This window comes from Achromobacter sp. UBA5777 (genome assembly GCF_002418565.1).
Lineage (GTDB): Bacteria > Pseudomonadota > Gammaproteobacteria > Burkholderiales > Burkholderiaceae_B > Achromobacter > Achromobacter animicus.
On sequence record NZ_DIEJ01000079.1, the window covers coordinates 1 to 3,535 of the forward strand.

At 67.7% G+C, this 3,535-nt stretch carries 5 protein-coding genes; all 5 read right to left on the reverse strand.

Features of this window, described 5'->3' with window-relative positions:
* On the reverse strand, positions 1 to 217 hold a 217-nt coding region (locus tag B3446_RS05570), incomplete at its 3' end, for a FecR/PupR family sigma factor regulator (protein WP_291378213.1).
* Entirely contained in the window at positions 214 to 726 is a 513-nt protein-coding gene (locus B3446_RS05575; protein WP_291378215.1) for a sigma-70 family RNA polymerase sigma factor, read from the reverse strand. The genes B3446_RS05570 and B3446_RS05575, both read right to left, overlap by 4 nt.
* Positions 727 to 798: 72 nt before the next feature.
* Positions 799 to 2,211, reverse strand: coding sequence for a PLP-dependent aminotransferase family protein (locus B3446_RS05580; protein WP_175184682.1), 1,413 nt, complete (start codon positions 2,209 to 2,211; stop codon positions 799 to 801).
* 27 nt (positions 2,212 to 2,238) lie between these two features.
* Positions 2,239 to 2,376, reverse strand: a complete 138-nt coding sequence (locus B3446_RS05585) for a DUF2474 family protein (protein WP_175184681.1) — start codon at positions 2,374 to 2,376, stop codon at positions 2,239 to 2,241.
* Positions 2,376 to 3,383: a cytochrome d ubiquinol oxidase subunit II gene (gene cydB, locus B3446_RS05590; protein ID WP_175184680.1), complete on the reverse strand. Its 1,008-nt coding sequence runs from the start codon at positions 3,381 to 3,383 to the stop codon at positions 2,376 to 2,378. Before cydB ends, B3446_RS05585 begins: the two co-directional genes overlap by 1 nt.
* Positions 3,384 to 3,535: the final 152 nt, after the last annotated feature.

A 3,535-nucleotide genomic window follows, 5' to 3' on the forward strand; every position in this document is an offset into this window, starting at 1 on the left:
CCGGCCCCGGTGCGTCGCGCGCGGCGTCGCGCAGCCGGGACAGGGGTTGCTGCATCAGGCCGTCGACTTCGGCCCAGGCGCGCGCGCTATCGGGGTGGCTGGCAAGCCAGTGTTCAAAGCGCTGGCGGTCGCGGTCGGAGGCCTGGCCGGAGGTCAGCAGCACGATCCAGTCGACCGCGCGATCCGTCAGCGCGTCACCGGCGGACAGCGGCTTCATGACGCGTCCGCGGCACGGCGCGCGGCCAGGCAGTGCAGGAAGGCGCGCTTCACGTGACGCTCGACCGTCGCCAGCGACAGCCCCAGGGCTCGGGCAATGGCGGGATGCGTCATGCCGTCCAGCCGGTTCAGCAGGAACGCGTGCTTGACCGGCACAGGCAGTCCGTCGAGCAGTGCATCGATCTCCTGCACGGCCTGCTTCAGCATCATCAGCAATTCAGGCGAGGCGGCGACGGGTTCCTGCTCGTGCGCCAGCGCGTCCAGGTAACGCGCCTCGACGTCGCGCGCGCGCCACAGGTCGATGGTCAGGCGGCGGGCCAGCGTCAGCAGGTAGGCGCGGGGTTCAGCGATGGGCGTGGTGGACGGCGAGGTCAGCACGCGGCAGAACGTGTCCTGCGTCAGGTCGGCGGCGTCCGCACGATTGTTCACGCGGCGGTTCAGCCAGCCCAGCAGCCAGTCGTGGTGTTCCGCGTAAAGCCGTTGAATGTTCTGGTACGCGGGGGAATCCATGGACGGGCGGCGACGGGTGTTAATAGGAATAACTCTTATTTATAACTTGGATCGCCGCCCAAGACAATCGCGCTACCCGCCCGCCAGCAGTTTGCCTAATGTCGCCATGCCTTGCTCCATGGCGTCACTCCAGGGATGGCCGTGGTTCAGGCGCAGGAAGTTGCCGAACGCGCCCGTCGCCGAAAAGAGCGGGCCCGGTGCGATGCTGATGCCGTGGTCCAACGCGGCGCGGTGCACCTTCAACGTGTCGATGTGCGCGGGCAGTTCCACCCAGACGAAGTAGCCGCCGGCCGGCCGCGTGGCGCGCGTGCCTTTCGGAAAGTAGCGCGCCACGGCCTGCAGCATTTCGCCCTGCTGAAGCGCCAGCGCCAGCCGGAACTGCCGCAGGTGACGGTCGAACCCGCCTTTTTCCAGATAGGCGGCGATGGCGGCCTGCGTGGGGGCTGCCGTCGCAAGGCTGGTGGTCAGCTTGTTGCGCATGATCTGCCGGGTGTAGCGTCCGCCCGCCACCCAGCCGACGCGATAACCCGGCGCCAGCGTCTTCGAAAACGACGCGCAGTGCATGACGATGCCTTCGGTATCGAACGCCTTCGCTGGCCGCGGGCGGGTCTCGCCGAAATACAGTTCGCCGTACACGTCGTCTTCGATCAGCGCCACACCGTGGCGCGTCAGCAGCTTGACCAGCGCCTCCTTCTTCTCGTCGGGCATCAGGCTGCCGAGCGGATTCTGGAACGTGGTCATCAGCCAGCAGGCGCGCGGCCGGTGCCGCAGGATGGCGTCTTCCAGCGCCTCCAGATCGATGCCCACGCGTGGGTGCGTCGCCACCTCGATGGCGTGCAGGCCGTTGCGTTCCAGCGATTGCAGCGCGGCGTAAAACGTGGGGGATTCCACGATGACGGCATCGCCAGGCTGGGTCACCGCCGCCAGGCTCAGGTTCAACGCATCCAGCGCGCCGTTCGTGACGACGATCTCGTCCACGGGCACGCTCAGGCCGTCGGCCAGATAGCGCAGCGCGATGGCGCGGCGCAGGGCCGCGTCGCCCGGGCTCAAGTCATCGATGGAACCCCACGGATCCAGTTTCTGCACTGTCGAGGCCATGTACCGCGCCAGCCGGCCGTACGGCAGCAGCGACGGGCTGGGAAATGCCGAGCCGAAGGGCAGCATGTCGCGGCGCAGGGTGGCGTTCAGCACCCGCAGCACGTTATCGCTGACATCCACCGGATGGCGGTCCGCGCGGGCGCTGGACACGCTGTCCAGTTCGGGCAGTGCGGCGCGCGGCGCCCGCTGCACGTAATAGCCGGACCGGTCACGGGCACGGATGAGACCGCGCGCTTCCAGCAGGTAATAGGCCTTGAACACGGTGGACGGGCTGACGCCGCGGCTGGCGCTGGTCTGGCGCACCGACGGCAGACGGTCGCCAACCTGCAGCAGGCCGGACAGGATCGAGGCGGTGATTTCTTCGGTCAGGCGTTCGTAGCGCTTCATGAGGGTGTCCGGATGCGTGATGCGGAGTCAGGTGGACATGCCGATGGACCGCATGACCAGGCGCAGCACGCCGGCCGCCGCGCCCAGCGCCGCGACGCTGCACGTCCAGATCATCGCCAGCCACATCAGGCGCGTGCGCCACGAGGAAGATTGCGAAGGGTTCATCAATGGAACTCCTCGCCCGTGCGTACCTTGCCCCGGAAGACGTAGTACGACCAGGCGGTGTACATGAGGATAATCGGAATGATCGCCAGGGCGCCGACCAGTGCGAAACCCTGGCTTTGCGGCGGCGCGGATGCCGCCCAGATCGACACGCCGGGCGGGATGATGGCGGGCCAGATGCTGATGCCCAGGCCGCTGTAGCCCAGAAAGACCAGCGCCAGCGACAGCACGAAGGGACCCGCGGCCGGCGTGCCCTTGACGCGGCGAATCAGTTCGAAGCCTGCCGCGGCGACCAGCACCGGCACCGGAAAGAACCAGAACATGTTTGGCAGGCTGAACCAGCGCTGCGCGATGATCGGTTGCGTCAGCGGCGTCCACGCGCTCAACACGGCAATCACGGCCAGCAGCGCCACCGTCAGCGGCCGCGCCAAGCGGCACATGTGGCGGTGCAGCCGTCCTTCGGTCTTCATGATGAGCCACGTGCAGCCCAGCAGCGCGTAGGCCGCCACCAGCCCGACGCCAGCGAACATCGAGAACGGGCTGATCCAGTCCCAGGGACCGCCGCTATAGGCGCGCCCCACCATCGGAATGCCCTCGATGTAGGCGCCCAGTGTGACGCCCTGGAAGAACGTGGCGCACACCGAGCCCAGGACGAAGGCCTTGTCCCACAGCGGCCGGTGATGCGCGTCCGCCTTGAAGCGGAATTCGAACGCCACGCCCCGGAAGATCAGTCCCAGCAGCATGAACACCAGCGGCAGATGCAGCGCGCTCAGGATGACAGAGTAGGCCAGCGGAAACGCTGCCATGAGGCCCGCGCCGCCCAGCACCAGCCAGGTTTCGTTGCCATCCCAGACCGGGGCGACGGTATTGACCATCACGTCGCGCTCCTGGCCGTCGGTCACCAGCGGAAAGAGAATGCCGATGCCCAGGTCGAAGCCGTCCATGATGACGTACATCATTACGCCGAACAGAATGACGACGGCCCATATCAATGCAAGATCCACACCCATGGCGTCAGGCTCCGGAATGCTTGGGTTGCGCGGGCTCGACGCCCGCCAGGGTTGAGGCGGCGGACAGGGGCCGGGAGGGTTGGCGCGGCTCGCCCGGCCCGCCGGACAGCGGCGGGTGGCGGGGCGCGGGGCTGGGGCCCATGCGGATGAGG